This is a genomic window from Shewanella xiamenensis (genome assembly GCF_014647135.1).
Classification (GTDB): Bacteria; Pseudomonadota; Gammaproteobacteria; order Enterobacterales; family Shewanellaceae; genus Shewanella; species Shewanella xiamenensis.
Genome location: NZ_BMOP01000041.1, coordinates 1 through 16,361, shown reverse-complemented (window position 1 = coordinate 16,361; position 16,361 = coordinate 1). Strand labels below are relative to the sequence as shown.

Below are 16,361 nucleotides of genomic sequence, written 5' to 3'. Positions count from 1 at the left end.
CGATGGACGAAGGTTTACGCTTCGCAATTCGTGAAGGTGGCCGTACAGTAGGCGCTGGTGTTGTAGCTAAGATCATTGCTTAATAGCAATTGTGATTAGAAAAAAGGAAGCTTAGGCTTCCTTTTTTGTTTAAGTCGATTATTTAGTGGGTTTTGTGGGTTGCAACTGTTGTGCATCCTTGCTAACAAAGTCGAATCAGAATACAATCTATGGCCGATTTTTGACCCTGAGCTTATGCAACATGCGTTTCTAAGGGTATTCGGGATTCAGAGTATCTAAAGCGTATTGTAACTGGGTCGTATGTCCCTAATTATTGTGCTCAAGCTCAGGCCGTATTGAGTAACGGAATAACCGATGACAACAAATACTGAAAACCAGACTAACTCTCTGGATATCGTGAAGTGGGGTTTAGCGATCCTATTGCTGGCCGCTGCTGTTATTGGCAATCAAATGTATAGCGAGGCGAGTGCCGTGATCCGCGCACTGGCTGTTATCGTTGCATTCGCTATTGCTGGTTTTATTGCCCTGCAAACCGAAAAGGGTAAAAAAGCTTTAGCATTCGCGCGTGAGTCGCAAATTGAAGTGCGTAAGGTCGTATGGCCAACACGTCAAGAAGCGCTTAACACCACTTTTATTGTCCTTGCTGCAACAGGTATCTTAGCTCTCATTTTATGGGGTTTAGATGCAGTGTTAATGCGAATTGTCAATTTTATCACTGGCGTATAGGCACCTCGAATGACTGAAGCTAAAGAAGCTAAAAAAAGATGGTATGTAGTGCAGGCATTCTCTGGCTATGAAGGCCGAGTTTGTAAGTCACTGATTGAATACATTAAAATGCACGGCATGGAACAATACTTCGGTGAAGTCTTAGTTCCGACTGAAGAAGTCATTGAAATGCGTGCAGGCCAGCGTCGTAAGAGCGAGCGTAAGTTTTTCCCTGGTTATGTTTTGGTCCAGATGGAAATGAACGATGATAGCTGGCATTTAGTCAAAAGCATCCCGCGTGTTTTAGGCTTTATTGGCGGAACATCTGATCGTCCTGCTCCAATTTCAGATAGAGAAGCGGATGCTATTCTGCGTCGCTTACAAGAAACCACAGCTTCGCCAACTCACCGCGTTATTTTTGAGCCAGGCGAAGTGGTGCGTGTATGTGATGGTCCATTTGCTGACTTTAACGGTACCGTTGAAGAAGTGGATTATGACAAGAGCCGCGTAAAAGTGTCGGTAATGATCTTCGGTCGTTCTACACCAGTTGAGCTCGATTTTAGTCAGGTCGAAAAAGGCTGATTAAATTAAATACAAAATCCGTTTGGCAACGGGTGCGGATTTCTATATAATCCGCACCCGTTGTTTTCGGGGGAGCATGTTGGCATGTCGCTGATATGCGTTTGAACCCAAACTGAGGAAATGTCAGATGGCAAAAAAGATTGATGCTTATATTAAGCTACAAGTGAAATCAGGTTCTGCGAACCCTTCACCACCAGTTGGTCCAGCTCTGGGTCAGAAAGGTGTGAACATCATGGAATTCTGTAAAGCGTTCAACGCTCGTACAGAAAAAATGGAAAAAGGCATGCCTATTCCAGTCGTGATCACTGTATACAGTGACCGTTCATTCACTTTCGAAACTAAGACTCCGCCAGCTTCTTACTTACTGAAGACTGCTGCAGGCCTGAAATCAGGTTCTCCACGTCCAAACACTCAGAAAGTAGGTACTATCGCTCGTGCTAAGATTCAGGAAATTGCTGAAATGAAAGCCGCCGATATGACTGGTGCTGATGTTGAAGCGATGACTCGCTCAATCGAAGGTACTGCGCGTTCAATGGGTTTGGTTGTAGAGGGTTAATATAATGGCAAAACTAACTAAACGCATGCGCGTAATCCGCGAGAAAGTTGACGGTACTAAATTATACGAAATCAACGATGCTGTTGCTCTGTTAAAAGAATTAGCAACTGCTAAGTTCGTTGAAAGTGTTGACGTTGCTGTTAACCTGGGTATCGACCCACGTAAATCTGACCAAAACGTTCGTGGTGCAACTGTGTTGCCACACGGTACTGGTCGTGACGTTCGCGTTGCAGTATTTACACAAGGTGCAAATGCTGAAGCTGCTAAAGCTGCTGGTGCTGAACTTGTTGGTATGGATGATCTGGCTGAGAAAATCAAAGCCGGTGAAATGAACTTTGACGTAGTTATCGCATCTCCAGACGCAATGCGCGTTGTTGGTATGTTAGGTCAAATTTTAGGCCCACGTGGCTTAATGCCTAACCCAAAAACTGGCACAGTAACGCCCAACGTTGCTGAAGCAGTTAAGAACGCTAAAGCAGGTCAAGTTCGTTACCGCAACGACAAGAACGGTATTATCCACACTACTATCGGTAAAGTGGATTTCACACCAGTTCAATTGAAAGAAAACTTGGAAGCGTTAATCTCTGCACTGAAAAAGGCTAAGCCTGCAGTTGCAAAAGGTGTATACGTGAAAAAAGTAAGCATCTCCACCACTATGGGTGCAGGTGTTGCTGTTGACCAAGCTTCTCTCGAAACAGCTAACTAATTTTACAAGGTGAGTGCATTAGTCTATAATGCGCGCACTTTGTGGGTTGAAGCCTGTTTTTGATGCTTTAAGCATCATTAATTAGGCTTCCGTCCAAGACCGCAGGTGTTTACTTTAACGGTTTACTTAATTTCCTGCGTAGACGGTGTCAGGCCCCAGCTAAATTTTTTTACTGGATAATCTGCACCGTAAGTCACTAAATACATAAGTATTTAGTATGGTAAATACTAGGGAATACCCTAGGTAGAATCCAGGAGTAAAGCCAATGGCATTAAGACTCGAAGACAAAAAAGCGATTGTTGCTGAAGTCAACGAAGCTGCCAAAGGTGCGCTATCTGCAGTTGCCGCTGATTCTCGCGGTGTAACTGTAGGTGCTATGACCGGTCTGCGTAAAAAAGCTCGCGAAGCTGGTGTTTATGTACGTGTAGTACGTAACACTCTGGCTCGTCGTGCTGTTGAAGGTACTGCATTTGAGTGCCTAGCAGAAACGTTCACTGGCCCAACTTTGATTGCTTTCTCTAACGAGCACCCAGGTGCTGCAGCTCGTCTGTTAAAAGACTTTGCTAAAGAGCAAGCTAACTTCGAAGTTAAAGGCGCAGCCTTTGAAGGGAATTTCATCCCTGCAGCTGACATTGATCGTTTGGCGAAACTGCCAACATACGAAGAAGCACTAGCACAGTTAATGATGACTATGAAAGAAGCATCTGCTGGCAAGTTCGTTCGTACACTGGCCGCCCTGCGCGATCAAAAACAAGAAGCCGCTTAATTTCAAGCTGGCTGCTTAATAGAATTGAATTCAGAACAATAGGAAACATTTGTTATGTCTATCACTAAAGACCAAATCTTAGAAGCCTTTGCAGCTATGTCTGTAATGGAAGTTGTTGAACTGATCGAAGCAATGGAAGAGAAGTTCGGCGTTTCTGCCGCTGCTGCTGTTGTTTCTGGTGGTGGCGAAGCTGCTGCTGCTGTTGAAGAGCAAACAGAATTCAACGTAATTCTGACTGCACACGGTGACAACAAAGTTGCAGTTATTAAAGCCATCCGTGGCGCAACTGGTTTAGGCCTGAAAGAAGCTAAAGCAATGTCTGAAGCTGCTCCAGTAGCAGTTAAAGAAGGCGTTTCTAAAGAAGAAGCTGAAGCTCTGAAGAAAGAACTAGTTGAAGCTGGTGCTTCAGTAGAAATCAAGTAAGCTATTATTTAGCTTGCTCACCCAAGCCACTTGGGTGGAGGCTGGCGGTTTTTTAACCGTCGGCCTTTTTTGCGCTATATGCGCCGGCGATTTTTTTTCACCGTTTGTCGCCAGATTTTGCAGTCCCTAGCAGAGATTACTGGTTAGGTTCTTGCCATCAACGGTGATGGGCAAACGTGCTGAATGTAATAACTTAAGTTATTGATTCAGTCTTGGTCACATCTCGTAAGCAGAGGAAACCCATGGTTTACTCCTATTCTGAAAAGAAGCGTATTCGCAAAGACTTTGGTAAGCGTCCACAGGTGTTGGATATTCCTTACCTTTTGTCTATTCAGTTAGACTCTTTTAAGAAGTTCACCGATCAAGATCCTACCGGTGAGCGCGGTCTTGAAGCCGCCTTCCGTAGCGTTTTTCCCATCAAGAGCTTTTCTGGTAATTCAGAACTGCAATACGTCAGCTATAAGCTTGGCGAGCCTGTTTTTGATGTGAAAGAGTGTCAGATCCGTGGTGTTACATATTCAGCTCCACTGCGCGTTAAATTACGCATGGTGTTGTATGACCGTGAAGCAGCGGCAGGCACTGTAAAAGATATTAAAGAACAAGAAGTCTACATGGGTGATATCCCATTGATGACTGACAACGGTACCTTTGTTATCAACGGTACTGAGCGTGTAATCGTTTCTCAATTACACCGCAGCCCAGGCGTATTCTTCGATCACGACCGTGGTAAAACCCACTCATCAGGTAAGGTACTGTATAACGCACGTATCATCCCTTACCGTGGTTCATGGTTAGACTTTGAATTCGATCCTAAAGATGCACTATTCGTACGTATCGACCGTCGCCGTAAATTGCCAGCGACCATCATTCTGCGTGCATTAGAGTACTCTACTCAAGAGATCCTTGACCTGTTCTTCGAACGCGTTGAGTTCAAGATCAAGAAAGATACTCTGGTTATGACCTTAGTCCCTGAGCGTCTGCGTGGCGAAACCGCCAGCTACGACATCAAGGATGCAGAAGGCACTGTATTGGTTGAAGCGGGCCGTCGCGTGACTGCACGTCATATTCGCCAGCTTGAAAAAACCAATACCACAGAACTCGAAGTACCAGTTGAGTACATCGTGGGCAAATATGCTGCTCAAGATTACATCGATCCGGACACGGGTGAAGTATTAGTTTCTGCTAACAGTGAAATCAGCTTAGAAGACTTAGCTAAGTTATCACTGGCAGGTATCAAAGAGCTGAGCACGTTATACATTAACGAGCTGGACCACGGTGCTTACATCTCTGACACTCTGCGTATTGATCCAACCACTAACCGCTTAGAAGCGTTAGTTGAGATCTACCGTATGATGCGTCCTGGTGAGCCACCAACCAAAGATGCAGCAGAAGCCCTGTTCCAAAACTTATTCTTCAGCGAAGAACGTTATGACCTGTCTAAAGTCGGTCGTATGAAGTTCAACCGTCGTCTCAGCATTCCTGATGACGAAGGTAGCGGTGTATTGTCTAAAGAAGACATCGTTGCTGTAATGAAGAACATTATTCACATCCGTAACGGCTTCGACGAAGTGGACGATATCGACCACTTAGGTAACCGTCGTATTCGTTCTGTGGGTGAGATGGCTGAAAACCAATTCCGTGTTGGTCTGGTCCGTGTTGAGCGCGCCGTGCGTGAACGTCTGTCATTAGGCGATCTGAACGAGCTGATGCCACAAGACTTAATCAACGCTAAGCCAATTTCTGCTGCAGTGAAAGAGTTCTTCGGTTCTTCTCAGCTGTCACAATTCATGGACCAAAACAACCCGCTGTCAGAAGTAACGCATAAGCGTCGTATTTCTGCTCTTGGCCCAGGTGGTTTGACCCGTGAACGTGCAGGCTTCGAAGTCCGCGACGTACACCCAACGCATTATGGTCGTTTATGTCCAATTGAGACCCCTGAAGGTCCAAACATTGGTCTAATCAACTCATTAGCAAGCTTTGCCCGTACTAACTCATACGGCTTCTTAGAAACACCATACCGCAAAGTGGTAGACGGTGTGATCACTGACGAAGTGGAATACTTGTCAGCGATTGAAGAAGGTCGTTATGTGATTGCACAGGCGAACATCGAAGTTGACTCTGAAGGCCGCATGGTTGAAGAGCAGATCGCATGTCGTCACAAAGGTGAATCTACCTTTATGCGCGCGTCTGACATTCAATACATGGACGTATCGCCACAACAGATCATTTCTGTTGCTGCGTCACTGATCCCGTTCTTAGAACACGACGACGCCAACCGTGCATTGATGGGTGCGAACATGCAACGTCAAGCAGTACCAACACTGAAATCAGAGAAGCCTCTGGTCGGTACGGGTATTGAGCGCACGTTAGCTGTGGATTCAGGCGTAGTAGTTGCCGCTAAACGTGGCGGTGTGATCGATTACGTTGATGCGAGCCGTATCGTCGTTAAAGTAAATGAAGACGAGCTGCGCCCAGGCGAAGCGGGTATCGACATTTACAACCTGACTAAGTACACCCGTTCTAACCAAAACACGTGTATCAACCAACGTCCATGTTGTTCTGTTGGTGAGCCAGTCGTTCGTGGTGACGTGTTAGCAGACGGTCCGTCTACTGACTTAGGTGACTTAGCCCTTGGCCAGAACATGCGTATCGCGTTCATGCCTTGGAACGGTTACAACTTCGAAGACTCGATCTTAATCTCTGAGCGTGTTGCACAGGAAGACCGTTTCACCACTATCCACATTCAAGAGCTGTCTTGTATCGCTCGTGATACCAAACTGGGCAGCGAAGAAATCACGGCTGACATTCCGAACGTAGGTGAATCTGCGCTGTCGAAACTCGACGAGTCAGGTATCGTTTACATCGGTGCAGAAGTGAAGGGCGGTGACATTCTGGTAGGTAAAGTGACGCCAAAAGGCGAAACACAACTGACTCCAGAAGAGAAGTTACTGCGCGCCATCTTCGGTGAGAAAGCGTCTGATGTGAAAGACAGCTCACTGCGTGTACCTAACTCTGTTAAAGGTACCATCATCGACGTTCAGGTATTTACCCGTGACGGCGTTGAGAAAGACAAACGCGCCATTGAAATCGAAGAAATGCACATTGCCCAAGCTCGTAAAGACTTAGGCGAAGAGTTCAAGATCCTTGAAGAAGGCGTATTGAGCCGTGCGCGCAACTTATTATTAAGTGCCGGTTTCACTGAAGCACAAATTGCAGCATTGCCACGTAAAGATGTATTGGTTCAAGTCATTGACGATGAAGCCAAACAAACTGAGCTTGAGCAATTAGCTGAACAGCATGAAGAGCTGAAAGCAGACTTCGATAAGAAGTTTGAAATCAAACGTCGCAAAATCACCCAAGGTGATGACTTGGCGCCAGGCGTACTGAAGATCGTTAAGGTTTACTTAGCGGTTAAACGTACAATCCAACCTGGTGACAAGATGGCGGGTCGTCACGGTAACAAGGGTGTTATCTCTAAGATTAACCCAATTGAAGACATGCCGTACGACGAGCAAGGCAACCCTGTGGACATCGTATTGAACCCGCTAGGCGTTCCATCACGTATGAACATCGGTCAGGTTCTTGAAGTTCACTTAGGTGCTGCGGCTAAAGGTATTGGTAACAAGATTGCTGCCATGCTGGAAGATCAGCGCGAGAAGGGACTTGCAGAAGTTCGTAACTACATCAAGCAAGTGTACGAATTAGGTGACGAAGTGCAGCAGCGCGTTGACATCGATTCATTCACTGACGATGAGTTATTGCGCTTAGCGAACAACCTGAAAGGCGGTATCCCAGTTGCTACGCCAGCCTTCGACGGTGCTAAAGAGAAAGAGATCAAGCAGATGCTTGAGCTTGCAGGCTTGCCAACCTCTGGTCAGCTGAAATTATTTGATGGTCGTACCGGTAACGAATTTGAGCGTCCAGTAACTGTTGGTTACATGTACATGCTCAAACTGAACCACTTAGTTGACGACAAGATGCACGCCCGTTCTACTGGTTCGTACAGCTTAGTAACTCAACAACCATTGGGCGGTAAAGCTCAGTTCGGTGGTCAGCGTTTCGGGGAGATGGAAGTGTGGGCACTCGAAGCATACGGTGCCGCTTATACGCTTCAAGAAATGCTCACCGTGAAATCGGATGACGTTAACGGTCGTACTCAGATGTATAAGAACATCGTCGACGGTAACCATCAGATGCAGCCTGGCATGCCAGAGTCCTTCAACGTATTACTGAAGGAGATCCGTTCACTCGGTATTAATATCGAGTTGGATCAGGAATAAGCGTCGCCTTAAGGCAACGTTTGGCAACAGAATGGTGCTCCGCAGTCGCGGAGCACCCGGTTTAACTCCTTCAGGAGAGAAACGTGAAAGACTTATTAAAGTTTCTGAAACAGCAAAGCAAGACTGAAGAATTTAACGGCATCAAAATTGGTCTGGCATCGCCTGATCTGATCCGTTCTTGGTCTTTTGGTGAAGTTAAGAAGCCAGAAACCATTAACTACCGTACCTTCAAGCCTGAGCGTGAAGGTCTGTTCTGTGCGCGTATCTTTGGCCCAGTCAAAGATTACGAATGTTTGTGCGGTAAGTACAAGCGTTTGAAGCACCGTGGTGTGATCTGTGAAAAGTGTGGTGTAGAAGTTACCCAGACTAAAGTACGTCGTGAGCGTATGGGTCACATTGAACTGGCTAGCCCAGTTGCCCACATTTGGTTCTTGAAATCACTGCCGTCCCGTATCGGTTTAATGCTGGACATGACGCTGCGTGATATCGAGCGCGTACTGTATTTTGAATCTTTCGTCGTGATCGAGCCTGGCATGACCAGCCTTGAGCGTGGCCAAATGCTGACAGAAGAAAACTATCTGGACGCATTAGAAGAGTACGGTGACGAATTCGAAGCCAAGATGGGTGCTGAAGCGGTATTAGAACTGCTGCGCGCAATCGATCTTGAAAAAGAAATCGAACAAATGCGTGAAGAGCTGCCATCAATCAACTCTGAGACTCGTCGCAAGAAAGTGACCAAGCGTCTTAAGTTGATGGAAGCGTTCCACACTTCTGGTAACAAGCCAGAGTGGATGATCTTAAAAGTACTGCCTGTGTTACCACCTGACTTACGTCCGCTGGTACCGCTCGATGGCGGCCGCTTCGCGACGTCAGATCTGAACGATCTGTATCGCCGCGTGATCAACCGTAACAACCGTTTGAAGCGTCTGTTAGATTTAGCTGCGCCGGACATCATCGTACGCAACGAAAAGCGTATGTTACAAGAGTCTGTTGATGCGCTATTAGATAACGGTCGTCGTGGTCGTGCTATTACCGGTTCTAACAAACGTCCTCTGAAATCTTTGGCCGATATGATCAAAGGTAAACAAGGTCGTTTCCGTCAGAACTTGTTAGGTAAGCGTGTTGACTACTCTGGTCGTTCGGTAATTACCGTAGGTCCTACTTTACGTCTGCACCAATGTGGTCTTCCTAAGAAGATGGCACTGGAACTGTTCAAGCCATTCATCTATGGCAAGCTGGAAGGTCGTGGCTTAGCGACAACCATCAAAGCGGCTAAGAAGATGGTAGAGCGTGAAGTGGCGGAAGTTTGGGACGTTCTGGATGAAGTGATCCGCGAACATCCAGTGATGCTTAACCGTGCACCAACACTGCACAGACTCGGTATCCAAGCGTTCGAACCTGTACTGATTGAAGGTAAAGCCATCCAGTTACACCCACTCGTTTGTGCGGCATACAACGCCGACTTCGACGGTGACCAAATGGCGGTACACGTACCGTTAACACTGGAAGCGCAGCTTGAAGCCCGTGCCCTGATGATGTCTACCAACAACATCCTGTCACCAGCCAACGGCGAGCCTGTAATCACTCCATCACAAGACGTGGTATTAGGTCTGTACTACACCAGCCGTGAGCGTATTAACGGCCGTGGTGAAGGTATGTACTTTATGTCTGTTGCTGAAGTTGAAAAAGCTTATGCAACTGGCGCTGCTGAACTGCATGCCCGCGTGAAAGTGCGTATCACTGAAACCGTTATCGGTGACAATGGTGAGCGTACTGAACAACGTCGTATCGTAGATACCACAGTCGGTCGTGCTCTGCTGTCATTGATTCTGCCAGCAGGTTTGTCATTTGATCTGGTTAACCAGAACATGGGCAAAAAGCAGATTTCTAAGCTGTTGAACACCTGTTACCGTCAATTAGGTCTGAAAGATACCGTTATCTTCGCTGACCAACTGATGTATACAGGTTTCCGTTACGCCACTATCTCTGGTGCATCTGTCGGTATCGACGACATGGTGATCCCAGCTGAGAAGTACACCTTAGTTGCTGACGCTGAAGCCGAAGTGCTCGAAATTCAAGAGCAGTTCCAATCAGGTCTGGTTACTGCCGGTGAGCGTTACAACAAAGTTATCGACATCTGGGCAAGTGCGAACGAAAAAGTTTCTAAAGCGATGATGGAAAACCTGTCAACTGAGACAGTGATTAACCGTGATGGCGTTGAAGAAAAACAAGCTTCGTTCAATAGCATTTACATGATGGCCGACTCTGGCGCTCGTGGTAGTGCTGCACAGATCCGTCAGTTAGCGGGTATGCGTGGTCTGATGGCGAAACCAGACGGTTCGATCATTGAAACGCCAATTACCGCTAACTTCCGTGAAGGTCTAAACGTACTTCAGTACTTTATTTCTACTCACGGTGCGCGTAAAGGTCTTGCCGATACTGCATTGAAGACAGCGAACTCGGGTTACCTGACTCGTCGTCTGGTAGACGTTGCTCAAGACTTAGTCGTCATTGAAGACGATTGTGGTACTCACGAAGGTCTAACCATGAAGCCGCTGATCGAAGGTGGTGATGTGGTTGAGCCATTACGTGAACGCGTACTGGGTCGTGTGGTTGCTGTTGATGTGTTCTATCCAGGCACTGAAGACGTACTGGCACCACGTAACACCCTGCTCGATGAAGCATGGTGTGACAAGTTAGAAGAGCATTCAATCGATGAAGTGATTGTTCGTTCAGTCATTACCTGTGATACCGATTTTGGTGTGTGTGCTGCCTGTTACGGCCGTGATTTGGCTCGTGGCCATATCATCAACCACGGTGAAGCGATCGGTGTTGTGGCTGCACAATCCATCGGTGAACCTGGTACACAGTTAACGATGCGTACGTTCCACATCGGTGGTGCTGCGTCACGTGCCTCTGCAGAAAACAACGTTCAAGTGAAGAACTCAGGTTCGTTGAAACTGCACAACGCTAAGTACGTAACAAACACAGACGGCAAGCTGGTTATCGTTTCTCGTTCTTCTGAACTGGCAATCATCGACGAATTAGGTCGTGAGAAAGAGCGTTATAAAGTGCCTTACGGTACTGTGCTCGAGAAGTTAGAAGAAGCATCAGTAGAAGCAGGCGATATCATCGCTAACTGGGACCCACATACTCACCCAATCATCACTGAAGTGGCGGGTAGTATTAAGTTCGTTGACATGATCGACGGCGTGACCATGACTCGTCAAACAGACGAACTGACAGGTCTGTCTTCAATCGTGATCCTCGACGTGGGTCAACGTGGTTCAGCGGGTAAAGAAATGCGCCCAATGATCCGTCTGGTTGGTGCCGACGGTAGCGACCTGATGATCCCAGGTACTGAAGTACCTGCACAATACTTCTTACCAGGCAGTGCGATCGTTAACCTCGACGACAACGCGCAAATCGCTGTGGGTGACGCGTTAGCACGTATTCCACAAGAATCGTCTAAAACACGCGACATCACGGGTGGTCTACCACGCGTTGCTGACCTGTTCGAAGCTCGTAAGCCAAAAGAGCCAGCAATTCTGGCGGAAATCTCTGGTACCATCTCGTTTGGTAAAGAGACTAAAGGCAAGCGTCGTCTGGTGATTACACCAGCGGATGGCGGTGAACAGTACGAAGAGATGATCCCGAAATGGCGTAACTTAAACGTGTTCGAAGGTGAAAAAGTCGAACGTGGTGAAGTTATTGCTGACGGTCCAGAAGCGGCGCACGACATTCTGCGTCTACGTGGCATCCACAACGTAGCTAACTACATTGTGAACGAAGTACAAGACGTATATCGTCTACAAGGCGTGAAGATCAACGATAAGCATATCGAAGTGATCATCCGTCAAATGCTGCGTAAGTGCGTAATCACCTCTGCAGGTGATAGTGAGTTCTTAGAAGGCGAACAAGTAGAAGTGTCTCGCGTGAAGATCGCTAACCGCGACCTGATCGAACAAGGCAAAGTGCCTGCGACCTTCGAACGTGAACTGCTGGGTATTACCAAAGCGTCTCTGGCAACAGAATCGTTTATCTCTGCAGCATCGTTCCAAGAAACAACTCGCGTACTGACAGAAGCTGCCGTAGGCGGCAAGTCTGATAACTTACGTGGTCTGAAAGAAAACGTAATCGTTGGCCGTCTGATCCCAGCCGGTACTGGTTACGCTTATCACAAGACCCGTAACGATGCCCGTGCTAAGAAAGACGAGCCAGTTGTAGTGAATAAGATCACTGCAAGTGAAGCAGAACAAAACCTTGCAGACCTCTTAAACTTGGCTGGCAGCCAAGATTAAGTAATCAGTTTGTAACAAAAAGGCGCCGTTGGCGCCTTTTTTATTGGAATATGCCGCAAAAGTTGGCTATTTCTTGACAGTTAGGCTTTACCTTTCTAAAATTCCGCGTCCCACCATTGTGGGATATAGATTTTTCACACCTTATCGTTGAGTTTGATTCAACTGACTCGGAGCTATACATGGCAACTGTAAACCAGTTGGTACGTAAGCCACGCGCGCCAAAAGTCGACAAGACTAATGTGCCTGCGTTGAATGCGTGCCCACAAAAGCGTGGTGTTTGTACACGTGTGTACACAACTACCCCTAAAAAACCTAACTCTGCACTACGTAAAGTAGCTCGTGTGCGTCTATTACCTGGTGTTCGCTACCACACTGTTCGTGGCGCATTAGACTGTGCAGGCGTGACTTCACGTCGCCAAAGCCGTTCTAAGTACGGTGCTAAGCGTCCTAAGTCTTAACGTATCCGTTAAGTAAGGCCAAGCTAGTTTATTTTGAGAATTCCAGTTTTGGAAATCCCTGAAGCATACGGAGAATTGTTATGCCAAGACGTCGCGTTGTAGGACAACGTAAAATCCTACCAGATCCAAAGTTTCACAGTGAGTTGCTGGCTAAGTTCATCAACGTCATTATGCAGGACGGCAAAAAGTCGACTGCTGAAAAAATCATTTACAAGGCTCTTGATGTTATCGCTGAAAAGAAAGGCGCTAACCATTTAGACATCCTTGAAGCAGCCCTGGACAACGTTCGCCCATCAGTCGAAGTTAAATCTCGTCGCGTGGGTGGTTCTACATACCAGGTACCATGTGAAGTTCGTCCTGTGCGTCGTAACGCACTGGCGATGCGCTGGTTAGTTGAAGCTGCACGTAAGCGTGGTGAAAAATCTATGGCTTTACGTCTAGCAGGTGAAATGCTAGATGCGTCTGAAAACAAAGGTACTGCTGTTAAGAAGCGTGAAGACGTGCACCGCATGGCTGAAGCTAACAAGGCCTTTGCTCATTACCGTTGGTAATCTGATGGTGTGGGCTTAGGCCCACACCATTGTTGTTGATATTGCCAAGACTTAGGTTTTGGTGGAGAGGGTATAATCGTGGCTCGTACAACCCCAATTGAGCGTTATCGTAATATCGGTATTTGTGCTCATGTGGACGCAGGTAAAACCACCACAACAGAACGTGTTCTGTTCTATACCGGTTTGTCTCATAAAATCGGTGAGGTGCATGACGGCGCCGCGACCACTGACTGGATGGTGCAAGAGCAAGAGCGTGGTATTACTATCACCTCGGCTGCTGTCACTACTTTCTGGCGTGGTATGGATGCTCAATTCACTGAACACCGCATCAATATCATCGATACCCCTGGTCACGTTGACTTTACTATTGAAGTTGAACGTTCTTTGCGCGTTCTTGACGGCGCTGTTGTGGTTTTCTGTGGTGCTTCAGGTGTTGAACCTCAATCAGAAACCGTGTGGCGTCAAGCTGACAAATACCGCGTTCCACGCATCGTATTTGTCAACAAGATGGACCGTGCAGGCGCGGACTTTGAACGTGTAGTGAAGCAAATCAGAACTCGCCTTGGAGCAACTTGTGTACCGATCCAATTAAATATCGGCGCAGAAGAAAACTTCACTGGCGTGATCGACTTAATCAAGATGAAAGCCATTAACTGGAACGAAGCGGACCAGGGGATGACGTTCTCTTATGAAGAGATCCCTGCACATTTAGCTGCTAAAGCAGCTGAAATGCATGAGTATCTGGTTGAAGCAGCCGCTGAAGCCTCTGATGAACTGATGGACAAGTATCTTGAAGAAGGTACCCTGTCAGAAGAAGAGATCAAAAAAGCACTGCGTCAACGTACTATAAATAATGAAATCGTTTTAGCGACCTGTGGTTCTGCATTTAAGAACAAAGGCGTTCAAGCGGTTCTTGATGCGGTAGTAGAATTCTTGCCAGCACCAGTCGATGTGCCACCGATTAAGGGCATCGATGACAATGAGCAAGAAGTTGAGCGCCCATCAGATGACAATGCCCCCTTTGCGGCGTTGGCATTTAAGATTGCTACAGACCCGTTCGTGGGTACTTTAACCTTTATTCGTGTGTACTCAGGCGTACTCGAATCAGGTTCTGGCGTTTACAACTCTGTTAAACAGAAACGTGAACGTATTGGCCGTATCGTGCAGATGCACGCTAACGACCGCACAGAACTGAAAGAAGTCCGTGCAGGTGATATTGCCGCGGCTATTGGTCTAAAAGACGTAACCACGGGTGATACACTTTGTGATAATGACCACAAAGTAATCTTGGAACGCATGGAGTTCCCAGAACCTGTAATTACCATTGCCGTTGAACCTAAGTCAAAAGCCGACCAGGACAAAATGGGTATCGCACTGCAAAAACTTGCAGCAGAGGATCCTTCATTCCGGGTTGAGACTGACGAAGAATCATCACAAACACTGATTTCTGGAATGGGTGAGTTACACTTAGACATTATCGTTGATCGTATGCGTCGCGAATTTGGTGTTGAGTGTAACGTAGGTAAGCCACAAGTGGCCTACCGTGAAACCATTCGTGGATCAGTTGAGGCTGAAGGTAAATTTGTACGCCAATCAGGTGGCCGTGGACAATTCGGTCATGTTTGGTTAAAACTAGAGCCTAATGAAGAAGGCGCTGGTTACGAATTTATCAACGCAATCGTTGGCGGTGTAGTTCCACGTGAATTCATCCCTGCGGTTGATAAAGGTATCCAAGAGCAGATGAAGAATGGCGTTCTCGCTGGCTTCCCTGTATTGGACGTGAAGGTCACTCTGTTCGATGGTTCATATCATGATGTGGACTCGAATGAAATGGCGTTCAAAATTGCGGGTTCTATGGGCTTCAAAAAGGGTGCGCTTGAGGCGAAACCTGTGTTGCTCGAACCTTGCATGAAAGTAGAAGTAACTACTCCAGAAAACTATATGGGTGATGTTGTTGGTGATTTAAACCGTCGCCGTGGTTTGATTGAAGGTATGGATGATGGCTTTGGTGGCATCAAAATAGTCCATGCAGTAGTGCCTCTTTCTGAAATGTTTGGTTATGCAACTGATTTGCGTTCTGCAACTCAGGGTCGTGCTTCTTACTCCATGGAGTTCTTGAAGTACACTGATGCACCGCAAAACATTGCGAAAGCGATTATTGAATCTCGTAGCTAATTTTAAGTTACGACATAAATGTAATATGGTCCTGTCAATGCAGGACTATTCTGAAAAGAAAGGAATATATCGTGGCAAAAGCTAAATTTGAACGTAGTAAGCCTCACGTANGTAAAACCACTCTGACTGCAGCTATCTCTCACGTACTGGCTAAGACCTACGGTGGTGAAGCTAAAGACTTCTCTCAAATCGATAACGCTCCAGAAGAGCGTGAGCGCGGTATTACCATCAATACCTCTCACATCGAATATGACACCCCAACTCGCCACTACGCACACGTAGACTGCCCAGGCCACGCTGACTATGTTAAAAACATGATCACTGGTGCTGCACAGATGGACGGCGCGATCCTGGTAGTTGCTTCTACAGACGGTCCAATGCCACAAACTCGCGAGCACATCCTGCTGTCTCGTCAGGTTGGCGTACCATTCATCATCGTATTCATGAACAAATGTGACATGGTTGACGATGCTGAGCTGTTAGAATTAGTTGAAATGGAAGTACGTGAACTGTTATCAGAATACGACTTCCCAGGTGATGACTTACCAGTAATCCAAGGTTCAGCTCTGAAAGCGCTAGAAGGCGAGCCAGAGTGGGAAGCGAAGATCCTTGAGCTGGCAGCAGCTTTAGACTCTTACATTCCAGAGCCAGAGCGTGATATCGATAAGCCATTCCTGATGCCAATCGAAGACGTATTCTCTATTTCTGGCCGTGGTACAGTAGTAACAGGTCGTGTAGAGCGTGGTATCGTTAAAGTGGGCGACGAAGTAGAAATCGTTGGTATCCGCACGACTTCTAAAACAACTTGTACTGGCGTAGAAATGTTCCGTAAGCTGCTTGACGAAGGTCGTGCAGGTG

The 16,361-nt window shown here is 46.9% G+C and carries 13 protein-coding genes; all 13 read left to right on the top strand.

Annotated elements, in window-relative coordinates:
* Positions 1-83, top strand: an 83-nt coding sequence (locus IEY09_RS19635) for an EF-Tu C-terminal domain-related protein (protein ID WP_080034449.1), incomplete at its 5' end; no start/stop codon positions are given.
* 271 nt (positions 84-354) lie between these two features.
* Positions 355-726, top strand: a complete 372-nt coding sequence (secE, locus tag IEY09_RS19630) for a preprotein translocase subunit SecE (protein ID WP_037418403.1) — start codon at positions 355-357, stop codon at positions 724-726.
* A 9-nt stretch (positions 727-735) separates the two neighbouring features.
* Complete coding sequence (nusG, locus tag IEY09_RS19625; protein WP_011070606.1) at positions 736-1,287, top strand: transcription termination/antitermination protein NusG; 552 nt, start codon at positions 736-738, stop codon at positions 1,285-1,287.
* A gap of 127 nt (positions 1,288-1,414) precedes the next feature.
* Positions 1,415-1,843: a 50S ribosomal protein L11 gene (gene rplK, locus IEY09_RS19620; protein WP_011070607.1), complete on the top strand. Its 429-nt coding sequence runs from the start codon at positions 1,415-1,417 to the stop codon at positions 1,841-1,843.
* Positions 1,844-1,847: 4 nt separating this feature from the next.
* A complete protein-coding gene (rplA, locus tag IEY09_RS19615; protein ID WP_011070608.1) occupies positions 1,848-2,549 on the top strand; it encodes a 50S ribosomal protein L1 in 702 nt (233 codons plus the stop codon).
* A gap of 265 nt (positions 2,550-2,814) precedes the next feature.
* Positions 2,815-3,315: a 50S ribosomal protein L10 gene (gene rplJ / locus IEY09_RS19610; RefSeq protein ID WP_011070609.1), complete on the top strand. Its 501-nt coding sequence runs from the start codon at positions 2,815-2,817 to the stop codon at positions 3,313-3,315.
* Between the two features lie 54 nt (positions 3,316-3,369).
* On the top strand, positions 3,370-3,738 hold the full coding sequence (rplL, locus tag IEY09_RS19605) for a 50S ribosomal protein L7/L12 (protein ID WP_007644333.1): 369 nt from the start codon (positions 3,370-3,372) through the stop codon (positions 3,736-3,738).
* 242 nt (positions 3,739-3,980) lie between these two features.
* Positions 3,981-8,018 carry a DNA-directed RNA polymerase subunit beta gene (gene rpoB, locus IEY09_RS19600; RefSeq protein ID WP_037418393.1) on the top strand — a complete coding sequence of 1,346 codons (4,038 nt, stop codon included), beginning with the start codon at positions 3,981-3,983 and terminating at the stop codon, positions 8,016-8,018.
* 83 nt (positions 8,019-8,101) lie between these two features.
* Entirely contained in the window at positions 8,102-12,319 is a 4,218-nt protein-coding gene (rpoC, locus tag IEY09_RS19595) for a DNA-directed RNA polymerase subunit beta' (protein WP_047539809.1), read from the top strand.
* Between the two features lie 179 nt (positions 12,320-12,498).
* Complete coding sequence (gene rpsL / locus IEY09_RS19590) at positions 12,499-12,777, top strand: uS12 family ribosomal protein (protein WP_188872339.1); 279 nt, start codon at positions 12,499-12,501, stop codon at positions 12,775-12,777.
* An 80-nt stretch (positions 12,778-12,857) separates the two neighbouring features.
* Complete coding sequence (gene rpsG, locus IEY09_RS19585) at positions 12,858-13,328, top strand: 30S ribosomal protein S7 (protein WP_011070613.1); 471 nt, start codon at positions 12,858-12,860, stop codon at positions 13,326-13,328.
* A 78-nt stretch (positions 13,329-13,406) separates the two neighbouring features.
* Positions 13,407-15,503, top strand: a complete 2,097-nt coding sequence (fusA, locus tag IEY09_RS19580; protein WP_037418387.1) for an elongation factor G — start codon at positions 13,407-13,409, stop codon at positions 15,501-15,503.
* 71 nt (positions 15,504-15,574) lie between these two features.
* The coding region (locus IEY09_RS19575) for an elongation factor Tu (protein WP_188872337.1) at positions 15,575-16,361 on the top strand (787 nt) is incomplete at its 3' end.

Excerpts from the sequence above, each read along its gene's own strand:
- secE (WP_037418403.1), top strand. The coding sequence starts at position 355 with ATGACAACAAATACTGAAAACCAGACTAACTCTCTGGATATCGTGAAG.
- nusG (WP_011070606.1), top strand. The coding sequence starts at position 736 with ATGACTGAAGCTAAAGAAGCTAAAAAAAGATGGTATGTAGTGCAGGCA.
- rplK (WP_011070607.1), top strand. The coding sequence starts at position 1,415 with ATGGCAAAAAAGATTGATGCTTATATTAAGCTACAAGTGAAATCAGGT.
- rplA (WP_011070608.1), top strand. The coding sequence starts at position 1,848 with ATGGCAAAACTAACTAAACGCATGCGCGTAATCCGCGAGAAAGTTGAC.
- rplJ (WP_011070609.1), top strand. The coding sequence starts at position 2,815 with ATGGCATTAAGACTCGAAGACAAAAAAGCGATTGTTGCTGAAGTCAAC.
- rplL (WP_007644333.1), top strand. The coding sequence starts at position 3,370 with ATGTCTATCACTAAAGACCAAATCTTAGAAGCCTTTGCAGCTATGTCT.
- rpoB (WP_037418393.1), top strand. The coding sequence starts at position 3,981 with ATGGTTTACTCCTATTCTGAAAAGAAGCGTATTCGCAAAGACTTTGGT.
- rpsL (WP_188872339.1), top strand. The coding sequence starts at position 12,499 with ATGGCAACTGTAAACCAGTTGGTACGTAAGCCACGCGCGCCAAAAGTC.
- rpsG (WP_011070613.1), top strand. The coding sequence starts at position 12,858 with ATGCCAAGACGTCGCGTTGTAGGACAACGTAAAATCCTACCAGATCCA.